A 16924-nucleotide genomic window follows, 5' to 3' on the forward strand; every position below is an offset into this window, starting at 1 on the left:
GGTTAGCCACGCACGAACCATGTTCGCTTAGCCGAAGCAAGCATGCCACGATAGACAAGCCAGGAAACGACAAAGCTCGCCGGTGCGGAGAACGACTGCACCGGTCCCGGCACATTCATCAACACAAGGCCCGCAAACGTGCCTGCAAACCATGCGGTCAGTCCGCCCGGATTGAATGCAGGCACGTGCGAATCGCGGCATTCGATTTCGTTGCCGATCAGTTCGCCGTAGCGTGCTGAAAGAATGTGTGCGAGCGCCACGCCGACCCACGCGACCACGAAGATCCCCTGATACGCCAGCGCCTGCAGGATTTTCGAAAATACGTCGGCCATCATCAGAGCATAAACAACCGCGCCGACAACCAGCGCCCACACGAACTTCGGCGCGCGCAGGCCGATCGCTTTCTGAAAGAACGCCTGCATGTTAATGGCGGCGAGATAGTAATTCGCCGTGTTGATACGCGACTGCGTGACCCACACGAACATGAGGCCCCAGATCCCCATCAGCTTGAGCAGCGCCAGCACGACGGACACCTCCGAGAGCGTGCCGAGATCGGAAATCGTACTGACCAGATAGATGCCGACCGCGCCATTCAGCAGAAATGTGACCAGATAAAAAGGCATGCCGAAGTTGAAGCGGCCATGATATTCGGCGTCCTGCTTGCGGCCGAAGCGGGCGTAGTCGAAAGTGAACATCATCAGCACCCAGACGCCCATGTAATAGACAAAACAACTCCACCAGCCATTGGCCGGCACGTTGCCTTTCGGGCCGAAGTCGAGCCACGCCGCGTTGTAGCCATATTCATGAGTCGCCAGCACGACGGCCGCGACCAGTCCCAGCAGATAGAACGGCAGCAGCACGCCGTTGAACTTGTCGAGCCAGTGCTGCACACTGCCGAACACGAGCGGCACGCTGTAGCAAACCACGATCAGCGCGGCCCATCGGTAGTCGAGCGCGGGAAACAGGTTGTGCGCCGCGACGGCGATCACGGATCCTTCAAATACCGCGTAATAGATCGCAGTCGCGAAGAAGATCAGCGTGGCGAGCGCGGCGCCCGCGCTGCCGAACAAGACCCGTGAAAACAGCGCAACGGACAATCCGGTGCGAACCGCGTAGCGGCTGATCACGGCGTTGACAAGACCGTACGACACCACCGAAAGCGCCATGCCGATCAACGCGTTGCGCGCACCGTAGTTGAGGGCAAGCGTTGCGCCGACCACAATGTAGAACACCGCGCTGCAAACCGCCCACCACGCCATCGTGAGCGAAAACGCCGGCATGCGGGCGTTCTCCGGTATGGCAACAGTCGATAGATCGAGATCGCCCTCAGCGGATTCCTGTGCCAGATTGGCCATGATCGTGCTCCTCAATACATCTGCAAGTTTGAGAGTGACGCCGTCATGGCAACCGGATGTGCGGCACCATGGAGGCGTGTATAAGAAAGACAACCGGTACGGCGGAAAATGAATGCACGCGCCCGCGCGCGGCGCATGGCGCCGCACGAACGGATTCGCGAAAATGCAATCGGGAGGCACGCGGCCGGCATTTGATTCGGCCGGTCCGCGCATGCGCTGCGGGTTCGCTAGAGCAGCAGTACGTCGCGCAGCCGTGCGAGCCGCAGTTGTGCGTCGCGGCGGCCCGCGAGCGCCTGGGTCATGGTGACGGGCACGAAGTGCGCCTGATGGTTCGGCTGCATTTGCCCGATCAGGTCCATGTCGGCGCTGATGACCGTGCCGATCGTGGCGTAGCCGCCGCCAGAGACAGCATCGCGATGCAGGATGATCGGCTCGAGCCCGGCCGGGACCTGGATCGAGCCGATCGGATAGCAGGCGTCGACGATGTTTGAGGGATCGGAGCCCGCGCCGAACGGCTGTTCGCGCTCGCGAAACTTGAGTGGCCGGCCCTGCTTGTAGCGATAACCGATGCGGTCCGCTTCAGGGGCAACGGTCCACGTATCGTCGAAAAACGTGCGGGCCGACTCGTCCGTCAGGCGGTGATGGTAGAGACCCGGCAGCACACGCAATTCGACTTCGCGAGCAAGCGGCGTACGCAGGTTCTCGGGCAATTCCCTGCCCTCACGGGCGGGCCCTCGGGCATGCCCGATTCCGAGCCGGTCGCCCTTCTGCAGACGCCGCCCTTCATGTCCGCCGAACGCTCCGAGCGTATAAGTAGAGCGGCTTCCGAGCACCATCGGTACGTCAATGCCGCCTGCCACCGCAAGGCAGGCTCGCGCGCCGCCTTTCACATAGTCGAACGTGAGCGTACTGCCTGCCTTGATTCGCAGAGCGACATTGCATGCCTGCGACACACCGTCGATTTTGGGCTGCATTTCAGCGCCCGTCACCGCAATCAGCGTGTCCACATGAAACAGAAGTTGCGGGCCGAGCAGCGTGCACTCGAGTGCGGCCGCACTTTCGAGGTTGCCAACCAGAAGATTGGCCGCGCGCAATGCGTACTGATCCAGTGCGCCGGAAGGCGGGATACCGACATGGTAGTACCCTTGCCGGCCGGTATCCTGCACCGATGTCGCCAGTCCGGGTTTAACGACCTCGATAGCGTGGAGCAAGTTAGTCGGCATTGAGCACCTCGATCAACGAGCGGTTATAGGCTTCGGGGTCGCGCAAGAAAGCGCCGAGCGAGAAATTCACCTCGCGCACACGCAATGAAAAAGTCCCCGCGTCGACGGCGGCCACGGCTTTGTCATACGTCTCCCGATCGACCGGCTTGAACTTGACGATGTCGCCGGGGCGGAAGAACACCATGAAGTCGCGCAGATAATCCAGGCGCTGGGCAGGATCGAAAATCGGTGCGGGCGTCACGCCAAACATCTGATAGCCCCCGGCGCCACGCACCGAATAAATGCAGCCGAAGCAACCGCCGTGACCCACCGTCAGTTTTGGGGTGTCGGTGCGAGGCCGCAGATATTTCGGCACCTGCAACTGACGGGCGCGCTCGACCATCTGGAACATAAAGGGCAAGCCGGCAACGAAGCCCACCATGGAGACAAACCACGGAGAACCGGCGTGCGCGTCGATGAATTCATCGACGTCCTTCTTTCCGTTGACCCGTGCTGCGTATTCCAGGTCGGTTGAAGCCGGGTCCTGATGGCGCTCGCGGAAACGCATCAGGGTCTCGTGCGTCCAGGGATCGTTATAAAGCACGGGTATCTCGACGATGCGTGTCGCGAGGTCCAGCTCCGTCGCGCCGGCGACCTCCGCTTCAATCTGCTTGAGCAGCGCGAGAAGCGCGTCCGGCTCGATCACGTCGGGATCGTATCGAACCTGAAAAGACGCGTTGGCCGGGCAGATTTCGGTCACGCCGTTCACCTTGCGGCGTTGCAGTTCGCGTGTGATCGCGGTACCCGTGAAGAACGCTTCGAGCGACATGTCTTCGCTGATCTCCACGAAGATGAACTCGTCGCCGCCGAATGTATATCGGATCGTCATGCCGCCTCCTCATTTCCGGCTGCGAGCGCTACCTGTCTGGCGCGCCAGTCTGTTACCCATGCTTCCAGATAGTTGGTGTGGTAGCGCCCGGCGCGAATGTCGTCGTCTTCAAGCAACGCGCGGTGCAGCGTTGCGGTAGTCCTGATACCCGCAATGTGCAGCTCGCTCAACGCCCGCTTGAGCCGGGCGAGCGCTGCAGGCCGGCTTTCGTCGAGGACAATCAGCTTGGCGAGCAAGGAGTCGTAGAACGGCGGGACGGTGTAACCCTGATAGAGCATCGAATCGATGCGCACGCCTGGGCCCGTCGGCCAGACCAGTTCGTCGATGCGGCCAGGGTTCGGACGAAAATCCTGCTCGGGGTCTTCCGCGTTGATCCGGCACTCCAGCGCGGCGCCGCGCATTACGATGTCACTCTGCCTGAAACGTAACGGTTCGCCGTCGGCGATACGCAGTGTCTCGCGCACCAGATCGATTCCGGTGATAGCCTCGGTCACCGGATGCTCGACCTGAATGCGTGTATTCATTTCAATGAAGTAGAACTCGTCGCGTGTGTCATCGAACAGGTATTCCAGCGTTCCGGCGCTGCGATAGCCCACCTGCCTCGCAAGCCGCGTTGCGGATGCACACAGCGCCTCGCGCAGCGCCGGTGTGAGCGAGGGTGACGGCGCCTCCTCCATAATTTTCTGGCGACGCCGTTGCAACGAGCACTCGCGCTCGAACAGATGGACAACGTCGCTGCCGTCGCCGAGCACTTGCACTTCGATATGCCGGGCGCGCGCAATGAATCGTTCGAGATATACGCCACCGTTGCCGAACGCCGCCTGGGCCTCGCGTTGCGCAAGAGGTAACTCGGCGTCGAGTTGCGCGGCATCATGCGCCACCCGGATCCCGCGGCCACCGCCGCCGGCTGCTGCCTTGATCATCACAGGGTAGCCAATTCTCGCTGCAATGCCGCGTGCTTCGTCGAGCGACAGAACAACGCCGTTGCTGCCCGGAACCGTCGATACGTCGGCGCGCTGCGCGGTTTCCCGCGCTTTTGCCTTGTCGCCCATGGTCGCAATGACACTCGACGAAGGGCCGACAAAGATTATCCCGGCGCTCTCGACCTGCGCGGCGAATTCCGCGTTTTCGGAAAGGAAGCCGTATCCCGGATGAATCGCATCCGCCCCACACTGCCGTGCCGCCGCGAGAATGGCCGCGGGGTTCAGGTAGCTTTTCGCCGCATGCGCGGAGCCGATGTGAATGGCCTCGTCGGCCATCCGCGCGGCAAGGCTGTCGCGATCGGCGTCGCTGACCACCGCGACTGCCCGCATACCCAGTTCGTGTGCCGCGCGGATCACGCGCACGGCAATTTCGCCGCGATTGGCGACCAGTACCGTGCGGATTCGCTTCGGCTGATAGAACGTCTGCGAGGCAGCGTCCTTGTTCGACATGTTCATCGGTTTCACCCTTCGATCCGCATCAAGACCTGTCCTGCGTCGACCGGCTCGCCGTCGTCGACAAGAATTTCGGTGACGCGGCCTGCCACGTCCGTTTCGACATCGCTGAACTGCTTCATCACCTCGACGAGCCCAACCACTGCACCGCTTTCGACGGATCCGCCTGCTTCGACGTAGGGCGCGGCGTCTGGCGATGCGCGCCGATAGAAAGTGCCGGGCAGCGGGCTGACAATATCGTGTAGTGCCATCGGGATGCTCCTCATGTCTTTTGGGGTAACGGGAATTAGCCTGCGATCGGATATAACGGGGCTGCCACACGAATATCGTGATTGACCAGTGCGGCACGCGTGGCCTCGACGAGCTTAAGTGCGCCCGGCGTGTCGCTATGAATGCAGACCGAGTCGAAATCGATATCGATGTCTTCACCGTCGACTGTGGCAACCCGTCCTTCCACGCATGCGCGCACCACCTTCGCCGCCACCTGCGCCGGATCGAGCCGTCCGACGCGCCGGGTAAAGACGATCGAGCCGCTGCGATCGTAGTCGCGGTCGGCGTAGAACTCGCGGATCACCGGCTGACCTAGCTCGCGCGCGATCCGGTAGGTCACCGACGCTTCCATGCAATACAGCAGCAGTGTCGGGTCCAGCGTCTGAAGCGTTGCGATCAGCAGGCGCGACAGATCTTCATCGCGTGCGGCGAGCATGTAGAGCGCTCCGTGAGGCTTCACGTGCTGAACGCTGACGTTGTAAAGGCGGGCGAATTCGCGCAGCGCACCAAGCTGGAACACGATGTCGTTGACGAGCGCCTGGGGCGTCTCGGCAATATTGCGGCGTCCGAAGCCCACCAGGTCGCGGAATCCAGGGTGTGCGCCAATCCCGACACCGGCCTGTTTCGCGAGTTGCACCGTGCGCGCCATGATGTTCGGGTCTCCCGCATGAAACCCCGTCGCGATGTTGGCCGAGCTGATGAGGGGCATGATTTCCTCGTCGACGCCGTCACCGATCTTCCATGAGCCAAAACCTTCCCCCATGTCGGAATTCAAGTCGACGCTGTGCTTTTTCATCCTCAATCTCTCCTGGGTTAAGCAGCCCGGTCGGCTTGAAAGATGCTCGCCAGACCGGCTCAGAAGAACGTTATCCGCTCGCCGGTCGCCAAAATAGTTCTATTTTTATATGGCACGTTATCTGTTTTTTCGATGGCTTCCGCGCGAACGCAGATGAAGAAAATCGGGCGTGAAGCCCACCAGTTAAAGCTGACGGAGCCCGAGCCGTTTCTGATGGCCTGTGGAGGGTAAGATATTGCGCAGAGCAATATCATTTTTTCAGGTGAACCTCATGGCTTTGACGCTCCGGCAGCTGAAATACTTTGTCGCCACCGCTGAACTCGGTCAGATTTCACAGGCGGCAATTCAACTGACGATTTCGCAGTCGGCCGTGACCAATGCCATCAAGGAGCTGGAAGACAGCCTCGGTACCCAGCTATTTATGCGTACCGCCTCCGGCATGACGTTGACCAACACCGGGCGGCGCTTCCTCAATCAGGCGTACACGATCCTGTCGTCGGTGGATGAGGCCATGCGTATTCCGAACCTCGAAAGCACACTCACGGGCACGCTGACGCTTGCCGCAAGCTACACCGTGCTCGGCTATTTTCTGCCGCATCATCTGCTGCGCCTGAACACGCTCTATCCGCGGCTCACCATTCAACTGCACGAGTTGAACCGGGAGTCCATCGAAGAAGGCCTGATCGCGGACCGATATGACATGGCGGTGCTGCTCACGTCGAACGTTGCGAATCCGGAACTGGTACTCGAGCCGGTCATTCATTCGGTTCGGCGGCTGTGGTTGTGCGCGCAACATCCCCTGTTAAAGCGTGAGAACGTCACGCTCGCCGATGTTGCCGCCGAACCGTTCGTGATGTTGACCGTCGACGAAGCGGCATTTACAGCCCTGCGCTACTGGAACGAGACGCCGTACCGGCCGAACGTGAAGCTCCGCACGTCGTCCGTTGAAGCGGTGCGCAGCATGGTGGCAAATGGAAGCGGCGTGGCGATCCTGTCGGATATGGTGTATCGCCCGTGGTCGCTGGAAGGCAGGCGCATCGAGACCATGCTGCTGCGCGACCCGGTGCCGCCGATGAGCGTGGGTCTCGCCTGGCGCAGAAATGCCGAATTGAGTCCGGCGATGCATGCGGTGCGCGAGTATTTCCGGCACACGTTTATGGAACCTCGGGCGTTTACCGGAGGCAGTTGAAGTACGACAGCGGCGCTGCGCTGCGCAAAATTGCCGACTTGCGCATGATGCTGCCGTTTTTTATAACCCGGCCGTTTATGGCGGGAGTTCGTGCTAACCGTGCCGTTCTCCCTGTCGGCTCGCCACTACCCCTTCAACGCCTCGATAATCTGCGTACGCACCTCAGGCCGCTCCGCAAACGGATCGGTCGGATTGCGCGGCGTCACGATATCCTCGGCACGCGTTTTCACGGCGGCCAGCGCATGCGGATGTGAAAAGATATAGAACTGCTCGTCGCGAATCGCATCGAACACCATCCCCGCGACCTGTTCAGCGCTCACCTTCCCCGAACTCACGGCCTTCTCGCTCATTGCACGCGATACACGTTGCGACAAGGTCGGCGGCGTATCGTTATCCAGCTCGGACGGACGGTTGCGGTGCGCCTTCGCGATACCCGTCGGCACGAAATACGGGCACAGCACGGAGCACGCCACCTGTTGCGTGACCAGCGAAAGATCCTGATACAGCGACTCGGTCAGCGACACCACCGCGTGTTTCGATACGTTGTACGGCCCCATCATCGGCGGATTGAGCATGCCCGCCATCGAAGCCGTATTGACGATGTAGCCGCGATAACCCGGATCGCGTTTGGCGGCCTCGAGCATGAGCGGCGTGAAAACCCGCACGCCATGAATCACGCCCCACAGGTTGACGCCGAGCAGCCATTGCCAGTCGCGTTCGGTGTTCTCCCATATGAGGCCGCCGCTGCCGCCTACACCTGCGTTGTTGAAGACCAGATTCACGCTGCCGTAGGTATCGAGCGTGACGCGAGCGAGCGCGTCGATTTCCTCGCCTTTCGCAACATCGACGCGGCGCGCGATAGCCTGCGCACCGGCTGCGCTGACCTCGGCGAAGGTTTCGTCGAGTGCGTCCTGTTGGACGTCGGCGAGTACGAGACGCATGCCGAGCTTCGTGCCGAGCCGTGCAAATTCACGGCCGAATCCGGAGCCGGCGCCGGTGATTACCGCAACCTTGCCTTCAAATTTGTCCATGCCTTGTCCCATTGCAAGTTAGTGTATTCAAGCGTGCTGAAGCGTCTTTACACCGAGTCAACGCTTAGCGGGATAAAACTGCTCGCGCAATTCGCGTTTCAATACCTTGCCGATCGGGCTGCGCGGCAACGCCTCCATGAAGGTCAGCGCGGAAAGTCGCTGCATCTTGCCGAGCCGCGCGTTGACCCAGGCGAGTAGCGTGTCGGCGTCGATCTGGGCAAGCGGTCGGCGCACCACGAACGCAACCGGCGTCTCGCCCCACTGCTCAGATTGCGCGCCCACCACGGCCACATCCGCGACGTCCGGATGCAAGCACAGTTCAGCCTCGAGATCGCTCGGATAGACGTTGAAGCCGCCCGAAATAATCATGTCCTTCTTGCGATCGAGCAGCGTCAAAAACCCGTCGGCATCGAAGCGGCCCATATCGCCCGTGCGGATGAAGCGCTTGCCGCTCGGGTCGTACCACTCCGCCTCGGCCGTCTTATCTGGCTGGCGGTAGTAGCCGGTCATCATCGCGGGAGAATGGCCGACTATTTCGCCCACCTCGCCTGGTGCCACCTCGTTGCCGAGTTCGTCGATCAAACGGATATCGTGACCTTCCATCGGTTGGCCGACCGTATGCAGCTTGGTGGGGAATTGGTCGGCTTCCAACTGGCACGAGCCGCCGCCTTCGGTCATGCCGTAGTACTCGGTGAGCTTGCCCGGCCAGCGGCGCACCACGTCGGCCTTCACGCTCGCGGCGAACGGTGCGCTCGTGCAGAACTTGGCCTGGAAACTGGTCAGGTCGTAACGGTCGAAGTCCGGGTGCGCCATCAGACGCTGATACTGGACCGGCACCAGCATCGTATGCGTGACACGATACTGTTGCGCAAGCTCGAGATACCGTGTGGCGTCGAACTTCGGCATCAACACGATGGTGCCGCCGAAGGTCAGCGTCGGCATGAAACTCACGAGCGTTGTGTTCGAATACAAGGGCGTGGAAATCAGCGTCGTGGCGTCGGGGCCGTAGCCGCGCAGAATACTGCGCACCGCGTAGGCCCAACGCATGCCGTGCGATTGCACGATGCCTTTCGGCGTGCCCGTGGTGCCAGACGAATAGATGATGTTGAAAGGCCACGCCGGATCGATCGTGACCGCTTCAGGCACAGCGCCATTCGGTGCGAGCCACGCTTCGAGCGTGGTGCTGCCTGCGTGCGCGTCTAACGCCACGGGGGTTGCGCTAATCTCCGCGGCCACCGGTTCGAGCAAACGCTTGACGTCTGCATCGAGAAACAACAGCCGCGCGCCCGAGTTGCCGATCATGCTGACAAGACTCGCCGCACTCGACGACGGCGCGAGTGGCGCAACCGCCGCCCCTGCCCGCAGGCCGCCGAGAAACGCCACCGCGTATTCCACCGAGGCTGCCGCGCACAACGCAATCGCATCGCAAGGCTTGATGCCGTCGCGCTGCGATGCGGCGGCAAAGCGATCGACTCGCGCGTCCAGCGCGGCGTAAGTCACAACCTCGCCGTCACAGATCAACGCCGCGTGTTCGCCACGTTCTTTGGCGAAACGGCGGAGCGTGTCGGTGATGCAGACGAACGGTTCGTCCAGTAACGCTTCGAGCCAGCCCATTGTTGTCAGCCTCCCCGGGTACCGTTGCTCTCATCGGCCGCCGCCGTGCGCGCCGCATCCTCTTCCTGCAATTTGCGCCACAGAATCTTGCCGCTGCCCGACTTCGGCAGCGACGTCACGAACTCGACGATACGCGGCGCCTTGTAAGCCGCCATCTGCTCATGCGACCAGTCGATGATGTCCTGCTCGGTGATCGTGCCGGCGTGCGCAGCCGCGGGCACCACCAGCGCCTTCACGGTTTCGCCGCGCTTCGCGTCCTTCACGCCGATCACGCACACCTCCTGAATCGCCGGATTCCGGTACATGAGCGCCTCGACTTCCGCGGGCCAGACTTTGTAGCCCGACGCATTGATCATGCGTTTGAGGCGGTCGGTCATGAAGAAATACCCGTCCTCGTCGATATGGCCGAGGTCGCCGGTACGCAGAAAACGCTTGCCGTCGAGTTGGATAAACGCTTCTTCGGTGCCCTTCGGATTGCGCCAGTAGCCTTGCATCACTTGCGGCGCGTTCACGACGATCTCGCCCGTTTCGCCTTGCGGGAGTTCCTGCAACGTGACCGGATCGATCACGCGCGAGTCAACATCGAACACCGGAATACCCAGGCATTGCGGTTTCGGCCGATGCGGCGGATTGATGTGCGTACCGGCAATCGTCTCGGACATGCCGTAGCCTTCGACATAATCGAGCCCCGTCAGCGATTTGAGCTTTCTGGCAATGGCATCCGGCATCGCCGCGCCACCGCCGCGCGCCCCCGTCAGACTCGAAAGATCGTATTCGCCGAGCTTCGGATTCGAGAGAAAGTCGACCATCATCGCCGTGATCGACTGCCACGCGGTCACGCGATATTTCTGCATGCATTGCGCCGCCGCTTCCCGATCCCAGCGCGGCAACACGACGATCGTGGCGCCCGAGAAGACCGCGCTGTTCATGCCGCCTTGCATGCCCGTCACGTGAAAGAACGGCAAAATCGATAGATACACACCGTCCGACGGCGCCGAGAACCACACGCAACCGCCGAGCAGCGTGCTCATCACGCTGCGGTGCGTATGCATGCACCCCTTCGGCTTGCCGGTGGTGCCGGACGTGTACGGCATCACGCACAGGTCGTCCGGACCGGTGGTGAGCGGACCCGGCGCGATACACCGCTCGATTACCTCGCGCCAGGACGTGACGCCGGGGATATCGAAGGTCTTGCGCGGCGCCGCCACGAATTCCGGCACGGGAATCGGCGATGGCCGCGTCACGTAATCGCTATACGTCGCGACGATTGCATGCTCGATGCCCCGACCAGGCCCGCTGCCGATCAGCGGCTCGACGTTCGCGAACAGGCATTGCGGTGCGATGATCGTGGTCGCGCCGCTGTCTTCGACGTAATGAACCAGCTCGGCGCTCATGTTCATCGGATTGATCGGCACCACCACGGCGTTCGCGCGCAAGATCCCGTAGTAAGCGATGATCCATTGCGGGCTGTTCTGCATGTAAAGCAGCACGCGGTCGCCCGCCTTGACGTGGCACTCCTGCTGAAGGAATCCCGCGATGCGCTCGGCTTCGTCCTTGAACTCTCCGAACGTGACCGGTGTGTCGTAGAAGACGATGAACGGCTTGTTGGGAAAGCGCGCCGCCGACACCTCGGCGTTATAGAAAATGTTGGTTTCGGGCAGCGTTAGATGCAGAGGCACTTGCGGCGGCCAATGCGGGTGATGGCGTTCGTTCATCAGCGTCTCCTGCTTTACTGTCTGTGCGCGTTTCACACTTGAGGTGCGCGCTTCGTTCACATCCGCCGCGTGGCGGATACGGCTGGCTAATGAGTCAAGGGAGTCGACGGACTCAGGGCTTTATAAACGCCCGAGGTGACGCCCAAGCTCCATCTTCGCGATGGCATTGCGATGCACTTCATCGGGGCCATCGGCGAAACGCAGCGTGCGCGAACTCGCATACGCGCGCGCGAGGCCGAAGTCGTCGCTGACCGCGCCGCCGCCATGCACCTGCATTGCCCAGTCGATCACCTGGCATGCCATGCTCGGCGCCGCCACCTTGATCATGGCGATTTCCTGGCGCGCGTCTTTATTGCCGACCGTATCCATCTTGTGCGCCGCGTTCAGGACCAGAAAACGCGTCTGGTCGATCATGATGCGGGCATTCGCTATCCGCTCACGCGTGACACCCTGATCGGCAATCGGCCGGCCAAACGCCACGCGCTCCAGCGAGCGGCGGCACATCGCTTCGAGTGCGCGCTCGGCGCGCCCGATCAGGCGCATGCAATGATGGATGCGGCCCGGTCCGAGCCGCCCTTGCGCGATCTCGAAGCCGCGGCCCTCGCCGAGCAGCATGTTGCTGGCCGGCACACGCACGTTTTCAAATGAGATTTCGGCGTGACCGTGTGGCGCATCGTCATAGCCGAATACGGGCAGATGACGCAGCACTTTGACGCCAGGCGTGTCCTTGGGCACCAGAATCATCGACTGCTGCTGATGCCGGTTCGTATGATCCGGATTGGACTTGCCCATGAAGATCAGCACCTTGCAGCGCGGATCGTTCGCGCCGGAAGTCCACCATTTGCGGCCGTTCAGAATGTATTCGTCGCCGTCGCGTTCAATGCGCGCTTCAATATTGGTGGCATCCGACGACGCCACTTCCGGCTCGGTCATCGCGAATGCCGAACGGATCGTGCCGTCGAGCAACGGCAGCAGCCATTGTTGTTGCTGCTCGGGCGTGGCGTAACGCACCAGCGTTTCCATGTTGCCCGTGTCCGGCGCCGAGCAATTGAACGGCTCCGCGCCGATATGCGAGCGCCCCATGATTTCGCACAGCGGTGCGTATTCCAGGTTGGTGAGCCCCGCACCGTATTTCGACTCGGGCAGGAAGAGGTTCCACAGGCCTACGGCCTTCGCTTTCTCTTTCAGTTCCTCGATCACCGGTGCGGGCTGCCACCGGTTACCGGCTTCGCGCGCCGCGTCCATCTGCGCTTCGAAGATCGCCTCGGCTGGATAGACGTACTCGTCCATGAAAGCGTTCAGGCGCTGCTGCAAACTCTTGACCTTATCCGAGTGCTGAAAATCCATGCAGTGTCTCCAGTCCCATGCATAACATGTCGATGAGCGTTCGCGCTTTAGCTGTCGATCGGAGTTCGCGCTTTAGCGCGTTACTCCGATCCCATGCAAAGCTCGTTACTCTGATCGCATGCAAAGCCGTTCTATACGTAAGCGCAGCGCCGCTGGCCTCTCGCGCCGCGCCTCGAAACCAGTCGGTAAATCAATCAGACGATGATCGAGCCACCATCCACCGCGAAATACTGCCCGGTGATATGACGCGACGCCTCACTCGCAAGGAACACGATTGGGCCTTTGAGATCCTCGTCACCGCCCAGACGCTGCAAAGGCGTGCGTGAGATGACGGTGTCTTCGAGTTTGTCGAGCAAACCCGCCGACATCTTCGACGGGAAAAAGCCCGGGCAAATCACGTTGACGTTGATGTTGTACTTGCCCCACTCCGCCGCGAGCGCCCGCGTAAAGTTGATTGCTGCGGCCTTGGACGTGTTGTACGCAATCGTGTTCATGCCGGGCGGCGAACCCTTCAGGCCCGCTACCGAAGCGATATTGATGATCTTGCCCGCACGGCGCGGAATCATGCTGCGCTTGCCGACTTCGCGCGCGACGAAAAACGGCGCGTTGACGTTCAGGTTCATCACCTTGTGCCACGCTTCGTCGGGATAGTCTTCGGCGGGTGCGCCCCATGTCGCGCCGGCGTTGTTCACGAGAATGTCGATGCTGCCATGCAGGCCGAGCACTTCATCCACCAAACCCGGAATACCTTCGAAGCGCTGCAGATCGTTGACTACCGTCTGCACCTCGATACCCCGGCTTTGCAGATGCGATTTCGCCTCGGCGAGTTCGTCGGCCTTGCGCGCCGTGATCGCCACGCGGCAGCCCATTTCGCCCAGCGCCTCGGCCATTTGCAGGCCGAGTCCGCGAGAACCTCCTGTGATCAGTGCAACCTTGCCGTCCAGTTGAAACAGGTCTTTCACAGACATTACGACGCTCCTCCAGGTTGTTCTGCAATGCAGACTTATGTTCCAGATTCTGTGACCATCATACGTGCCGAAATTCGGCGTGTAAATAAAAGCACGCTCATTCACTTTTGATTTAAACTGACACGCATCGCCGGTGGACGGCTCATCGGGACTTACCCGAATGCCGCGCTTCTCAATCGGGCCGCACGAGTGCGAACTCATGCGTTTTTGTGCTTGTTGCGTAGCTGTTCTGCATAGCGGCTCACCTTTAGACGGGGCTTCTCCCATGCAAGATGCGCTGATCATCAACTCGCGTGATCTGGAATTCCAGCTGTTTGAAGTGCTCGAGGCCGAGACGCTCACGCAGCGCGCGCGCCACGCCGACCATAGCCGCGAGACTTTCAACGCGGCGCTCGAAACGGCTCATGCGGTCGCAGCGGAAAAATTCGCGCCGCACAACCGCCTCTCGGACGAACACGAACCGCAATTCGACGGTCAACGCGTCACGATGCCCGCGGAGATCAAGGAAGCGCTCGACGCGTTCCGCTCGGCCGGTTTCCTTGCGGCGGGCAAAGACTACGAATGGGGCGGCATGCAGTTGCCCTCGGTGATTTCCTTTGCGTGCCTGTCGCTCTTCAAGAGCGCCAACATCGCCACCTCGTCTTACGTGATGCTGACCACGGCGAATGCCAACGTGATCGAACGTTTCGGCAGTGCCGCACAGAAACGCAAGTATCTGCAGGCGTTATTCGAGGGGCGCGCGTTCGGCACCATGGCGCTGACCGAACCGCAAGCGGGTTCGAGCCTCTCGGATCTCGTCACCAGTGCCACGCCCAACGAAGACGGCACCTATTCGATCCGCGGCAACAAGATTTTCATTTCGGGCGGCGATCACGAGCTGAGCGAGAACATCGTCCACCTGGTGCTGGCGCGTATTCCAGGCGGGCCGCCAGGCGTCAAAGGCATCTCGCTCTTCACGGTGCCGAAGTTTCACGTGAATGACGACGGCAGCCTCGGCGACCGCAACGACGTCGCGCTCGCAGGGCTGATTCACAAGATGGGTTGGCGCGGCACGACCTCGACAATGCTGTCGTTTGGCGAGCGCGGCGAATGTATCGGCGAACTGGTGGGAGAACCGCATAACGGCCTCGCTTACATGTTCCACATGATGAACGAGGCACGCATCGGCGTAGGCCTCGGTGCGGTCATGCTCGGCTATCGCGGCTATCTGGCGTCGCTCGATTACGCACGCGAGCGGCCGCAAGGACGCCGTCCGGATAACAAGAACCCGCTCGATCCGCAATTGCCGTTGATCGAACATGCCGACGTGCGCCGCATGCTGCTCGCACAAAAGGCCTACGTGGAAGGCGCCTACGCGCTGTGTCTGTATGCGGCGCGCCTCGTCGACGAACAGAACACCGGCGAGAGCGATACGGCGCGCGCCGAAGCGGGCTTGTTGCTCGATCTGCTGACACCGGTGGTGAAATCGTGGCCGTCGCAGTGGTGCCTCGAAGCGAATAGTCTGGCGATCCAGATTCACGGCGGTTACGGCTACACCCGCGAATATCCGGTCGAGCAGTTCTACCGCGACAATCGCCTGAACATGATTCACGAAGGCACGCACGGCATCCAGGCAATCGATCTGCTGGGTCGCAAAGTAGTCATGAAACAAGGCGCTGCGCTCAAGCAACTGGAGCGCGAAATACAGCGCAGTGTTGAATCGGCGCGAGTTCACCCGGCGCTGCAAGCGCATGCCGATTCACTCAGCAAGGCATGGAGCGAGTTGACCGGCACGGTCGAATCGTTATTGCCCACGCTGGCGCGCGAAAGCGAACGCGGGCTCGCCAACGCGAATGCCTTTCTCGAAGCATTCGGCCATATCGTGATTGCGTGGACATGGCTACGGCAGGCGATCGTCGCAAGCGCTGCGTTACCCGATGCGAAAAGCGCAGCCGATAGTGACTTCTATCGCGGCAAGCTGCATGCGTGCCAGTGGTTCTTCCGTTGGGAATTGCCGCGCGTTTCGCTCATGCTTGCCACGCTGCGCGGTCTCGACGATACGACGCTCAGCATGGCGCCTCAGTGGTTCTGAGTGCCGTGCCGTGCTGCGATTCAGCCGAACGCGGCATCCGTGTAGCCGGATGCCGCTCAACACCGCTCAATGCGACAACGCGCTTTCCAGTTGCGTCACCACGTCGATCAACCGGGGCCGCACTTCTTCGAGCAGGAATTCCTTCGAGAGCTTGAAAGAAGGGCCGCCCACATTGATCGCCATGATCGGCAGTTCACCGCCCGGTTGAAAAGCACGCGCGATACCATTCACGTCTTTCTGCCAGTCGCCGAATGAAGTCGTGACGCCGAGCGTGCTGTAATCTTCAAGCGCCTTCTCAATGCCGCGCCGGGTTTTCGGCCACGCGACGTGATCAAGTTCACGTACCTGCTCCATGAAGCTAAGGCGGTCATGCTCAGGAATCGCCGCGAGCCACGCGCGGCCAATCGCCGACGTGGCGACAGGAATACGCGAACCCACTTCCAGCGTCAGCGTGAGCGCAACCGAGCTCCGGCAATTCTCCACATAGATCATCGAGAGCCGGTCGCGCGTTCCCAGCGACACGGTTGCACCGGATACGTCGGCCAGTTCCTGCATCACGGGCCGGGCAATCTTGCGCACATCGAGCCGCGCCAGCATCGCGCTGCCTAGCGCGAGCGAAGCCGTGCCAAGCCGGTATTTACCGCTCTCTTTCAAATGAATCAGATAGCCGAGCAGTGTGAGCGTATGCGTCAGGCGCGATACCGTCGATTTCGGCAACTTGCAACGCAGTGCGAGTTCCTGATTGCTCAACGATTTGTCGCCCGAGCGAAAACACGCCAGCACCTCGAGCCCACGCGCGAGCGCCGTGACGAAATGCCGGTCGTCTTTGTGTGCCTCGTGCGCGGTCCGGCTCGCGAGGACCAGATTGGTTTTCGCGGACGCAGCGGGTTTTAGCGCTTCGCCGGCGTTCGGGATGTCGACCGGATTATCGATCGGGTTGTGATGGGTTTTACTCAAAATGAAACGCGCTCCCGCGAAACGGCACCATCTGAAGGACACACCCTAGCCTCGGATCGAGGGTGGGCCGGGCTGCGGAATTAT

At 61.1% G+C, this 16924-nt stretch carries 14 protein-coding genes; 2 read left to right on the forward strand and 12 right to left on the reverse strand.

What is annotated here, in order from left to right:
* Positions 1-2 precede the first annotated feature (2 nt).
* The 6 genes from ACOSV0_RS30260 to ACOSV0_RS30285 form a co-directional block, all read right to left on the reverse strand.
* Positions 3-1355, reverse strand: a complete 1353-nt coding sequence (locus ACOSV0_RS30260; protein WP_434110900.1) for a purine-cytosine permease family protein — start codon at positions 1353-1355, stop codon at positions 3-5.
* 227 nt (positions 1356-1582) lie between these two features.
* On the reverse strand, positions 1583-2578 hold the full coding sequence (locus tag ACOSV0_RS30265; protein ID WP_434110901.1) for a biotin-dependent carboxyltransferase family protein: 996 nt from the start codon (positions 2576-2578) through the stop codon (positions 1583-1585).
* Complete coding sequence (locus ACOSV0_RS30270) at positions 2568-3446, reverse strand: 5-oxoprolinase subunit B family protein (RefSeq protein ID WP_434110903.1); 879 nt, start codon at positions 3444-3446, stop codon at positions 2568-2570. Before ACOSV0_RS30270 ends, ACOSV0_RS30265 begins: the two co-directional genes overlap by 11 nt.
* Entirely contained in the window at positions 3443-4879 is a 1437-nt protein-coding gene (locus ACOSV0_RS30275) for an acetyl-CoA carboxylase biotin carboxylase subunit (RefSeq protein ID WP_434115890.1), read from the reverse strand. Before ACOSV0_RS30275 ends, ACOSV0_RS30270 begins: the two co-directional genes overlap by 4 nt.
* A gap of 11 nt (positions 4880-4890) precedes the next feature.
* Positions 4891-5133, reverse strand: coding sequence for an acetyl-CoA carboxylase (locus tag ACOSV0_RS30280; RefSeq protein WP_434110905.1), 243 nt, complete (start codon positions 5131-5133; stop codon positions 4891-4893).
* Positions 5134-5168: 35 nt separating this feature from the next.
* On the reverse strand, positions 5169-5948 hold the full coding sequence (locus tag ACOSV0_RS30285) for a 5-oxoprolinase subunit PxpA (protein ID WP_434110907.1): 780 nt from the start codon (positions 5946-5948) through the stop codon (positions 5169-5171).
* Between the two features lie 271 nt (positions 5949-6219).
* Between ACOSV0_RS30285 and ACOSV0_RS30290 the strand changes: the two genes are divergently transcribed.
* Positions 6220-7137, forward strand: coding sequence for a LysR family transcriptional regulator (locus ACOSV0_RS30290; RefSeq protein WP_434110909.1), 918 nt, complete (start codon positions 6220-6222; stop codon positions 7135-7137).
* Positions 7138-7262: 125 nt separating this feature from the next.
* Here ACOSV0_RS30290 and ACOSV0_RS30295 read toward each other — a convergent pair whose 3' ends face one another.
* The 5 genes from ACOSV0_RS30295 to ACOSV0_RS30315 all read right to left on the reverse strand — a co-directional run bounded on the left by ACOSV0_RS30295 (position 7263) and on the right by ACOSV0_RS30315 (position 13812).
* Complete coding sequence (locus tag ACOSV0_RS30295; RefSeq protein WP_434110911.1) at positions 7263-8168, reverse strand: SDR family oxidoreductase; 906 nt, start codon at positions 8166-8168, stop codon at positions 7263-7265.
* Between the two features lie 57 nt (positions 8169-8225).
* Positions 8226-9782, reverse strand: coding sequence for a class I adenylate-forming enzyme family protein (locus ACOSV0_RS30300; protein ID WP_434110913.1), 1557 nt, complete (start codon positions 9780-9782; stop codon positions 8226-8228).
* Positions 9783-9787: 5 nt separating this feature from the next.
* The gene (locus tag ACOSV0_RS30305; RefSeq protein WP_434110915.1) at positions 9788-11497 is read right to left on the reverse strand and encodes a long-chain fatty acid--CoA ligase; all 1710 of its coding nucleotides are present in this window, start codon (positions 11495-11497) and stop codon (positions 9788-9790) included.
* Between the two features lie 120 nt (positions 11498-11617).
* Positions 11618-12844, reverse strand: a complete 1227-nt coding sequence (locus tag ACOSV0_RS30310; protein ID WP_434110917.1) for an acyl-CoA dehydrogenase family protein — start codon at positions 12842-12844, stop codon at positions 11618-11620.
* Between the two features lie 194 nt (positions 12845-13038).
* A complete protein-coding gene (locus tag ACOSV0_RS30315) occupies positions 13039-13812 on the reverse strand; it encodes an SDR family oxidoreductase (RefSeq protein ID WP_434110919.1) in 774 nt (257 codons plus the stop codon).
* A gap of 265 nt (positions 13813-14077) precedes the next feature.
* Here ACOSV0_RS30315 and ACOSV0_RS30320 point away from each other — a divergent pair, with 265 nt between their 5' ends.
* A complete protein-coding gene (locus tag ACOSV0_RS30320) occupies positions 14078-15883 on the forward strand; it encodes an acyl-CoA dehydrogenase (protein ID WP_434110920.1) in 1806 nt (601 codons plus the stop codon).
* 66 nt (positions 15884-15949) lie between these two features.
* Here ACOSV0_RS30320 and ACOSV0_RS30325 read toward each other — a convergent pair whose 3' ends face one another.
* Positions 15950-16747 carry an IclR family transcriptional regulator gene (locus ACOSV0_RS30325; RefSeq protein WP_434115891.1) on the reverse strand — a complete coding sequence of 266 codons (798 nt, stop codon included), beginning with the start codon at positions 16745-16747 and terminating at the stop codon, positions 15950-15952.
* Positions 16748-16924: the final 177 nt, after the last annotated feature.

The sequence above is a fragment of the Paraburkholderia caffeinilytica genome, assembly GCF_051027425.1.
GTDB classification, from domain to species: Bacteria; Pseudomonadota; Gammaproteobacteria; order Burkholderiales; family Burkholderiaceae; genus Paraburkholderia; species Paraburkholderia caffeinilytica_A.

Coding starts and splice junctions, on each gene's coding strand:
- ACOSV0_RS30260 (WP_434110900.1), bottom strand. CDS start 1,355: ATGGCCAATCTGGCACAGGAATCCGCTGAGGGCGATCTCGATCTATCG.
- ACOSV0_RS30265 (WP_434110901.1), bottom strand. CDS start 2,578: ATGCCGACTAACTTGCTCCACGCTATCGAGGTCGTTAAACCCGGACTG.
- ACOSV0_RS30270 (WP_434110903.1), bottom strand. CDS start 3,446: ATGACGATCCGATATACATTCGGCGGCGACGAGTTCATCTTCGTGGAG.
- ACOSV0_RS30275 (WP_434115890.1), bottom strand. CDS start 4,879: ATGTCGAACAAGGACGCTGCCTCGCAGACGTTCTATCAGCCGAAGCGA.
- ACOSV0_RS30280 (WP_434110905.1), bottom strand. CDS start 5,133: ATGGCACTACACGATATTGTCAGCCCGCTGCCCGGCACTTTCTATCGG.
- ACOSV0_RS30285 (WP_434110907.1), bottom strand. CDS start 5,948: ATGAAAAAGCACAGCGTCGACTTGAATTCCGACATGGGGGAAGGTTTT.
- ACOSV0_RS30290 (WP_434110909.1), top strand. CDS start 6,220: ATGGCTTTGACGCTCCGGCAGCTGAAATACTTTGTCGCCACCGCTGAA.
- ACOSV0_RS30295 (WP_434110911.1), bottom strand. CDS start 8,168: ATGGACAAATTTGAAGGCAAGGTTGCGGTAATCACCGGCGCCGGCTCC.
- ACOSV0_RS30300 (WP_434110913.1), bottom strand. CDS start 9,782: ATGGGCTGGCTCGAAGCGTTACTGGACGAACCGTTCGTCTGCATCACC.
- ACOSV0_RS30305 (WP_434110915.1), bottom strand. CDS start 11,497: ATGAACGAACGCCATCACCCGCATTGGCCGCCGCAAGTGCCTCTGCAT.
- ACOSV0_RS30310 (WP_434110917.1), bottom strand. CDS start 12,844: ATGGATTTTCAGCACTCGGATAAGGTCAAGAGTTTGCAGCAGCGCCTG.
- ACOSV0_RS30315 (WP_434110919.1), bottom strand. CDS start 13,812: ATGTCTGTGAAAGACCTGTTTCAACTGGACGGCAAGGTTGCACTGATC.
- ACOSV0_RS30320 (WP_434110920.1), top strand. CDS start 14,078: ATGCAAGATGCGCTGATCATCAACTCGCGTGATCTGGAATTCCAGCTG.